General features: G+C 63.6%; 1 protein-coding gene. It reads left to right on the top strand.

The genetic code is table 11. The annotated features are described in order from the left end of the window. Window positions 1–173: 173 nt before the first annotated feature. A partial coding sequence (locus tag UIA24_RS23050) for a DNA circularization N-terminal domain-containing protein (protein WP_330524046.1) occupies window positions 174–772 on the top strand: 599 nt, incomplete at its 3' end.

Below are 772 nucleotides of genomic sequence, written 5' to 3' on the forward strand. Positions count from 1 at the left end.
TTGGTTCAGGCTGCTGCTGCGACAGCCGCGGCGCGCACCGAACTGGAGGGGTCAATGGTGGTGCGCTTTGAAAATGCACCGCCGGGCATGCGTGTTGATCCTGCGAAGACCAATCAACCGGGACTGTCGGTAAGCCCGTCAGTCGGTTATCGCTCATTGGGTAGGGAGGCAGGATGACGACGTGGCGCGATCAACTGCACCCGGCTTCGTTTCGCGGCGTGGCGTTTCTGGTCGACAGTGACGCTACGCCAGTCGGGCGGCGGGTGCAGGTCCACGAATACCCCCAGCGGGACAAGCCGCTGGTGGAGGATATGGGCAGCAAGACCCGCGAAATCAAACTGACGGCCTTTATCGGCGGTGACGATTGCCTGGACCGGCGGGATGATCTGCTTAATGCCCTGGATAAGCCCGGGGCGGGCGAGCTGGTACACCCGTGGTTCGGGCGCTTGCTGGTCACCGCCGGGGATGGCTGCCAAGTTTCGCATGAGCGCCGTGAGGGCGGCATCGTGCGCTTTGAGCTGGTGTTTGTCGAAGCCGGGGAAAAGGGCTACCCGGTCGGGGTGCCCAAGGCTTCGCGGCAGGTAGAGGCGTCCAGCGAGAGCTTTCTGGAGTCCGCGCTGGCCCGCTACAAAGCCGCGATGGCGGTGGTCAACCGGGCCCGTATGGCGGTAACGGCGCTGCAGAACAGTATCGCCGGGATTCAGATGGCGATTCAGCGGGAGTTTAGCCAGGTGCTTGGCCTTGTCAGTTCGGCTGAGGCGCTGGCTGACAT

This window comes from Pseudomonas sp. AL 58 (assembly GCF_036348395.1).
Taxonomy (GTDB): domain Bacteria; phylum Pseudomonadota; class Gammaproteobacteria; order Pseudomonadales; family Pseudomonadaceae; genus Aquipseudomonas; species Aquipseudomonas defluvii.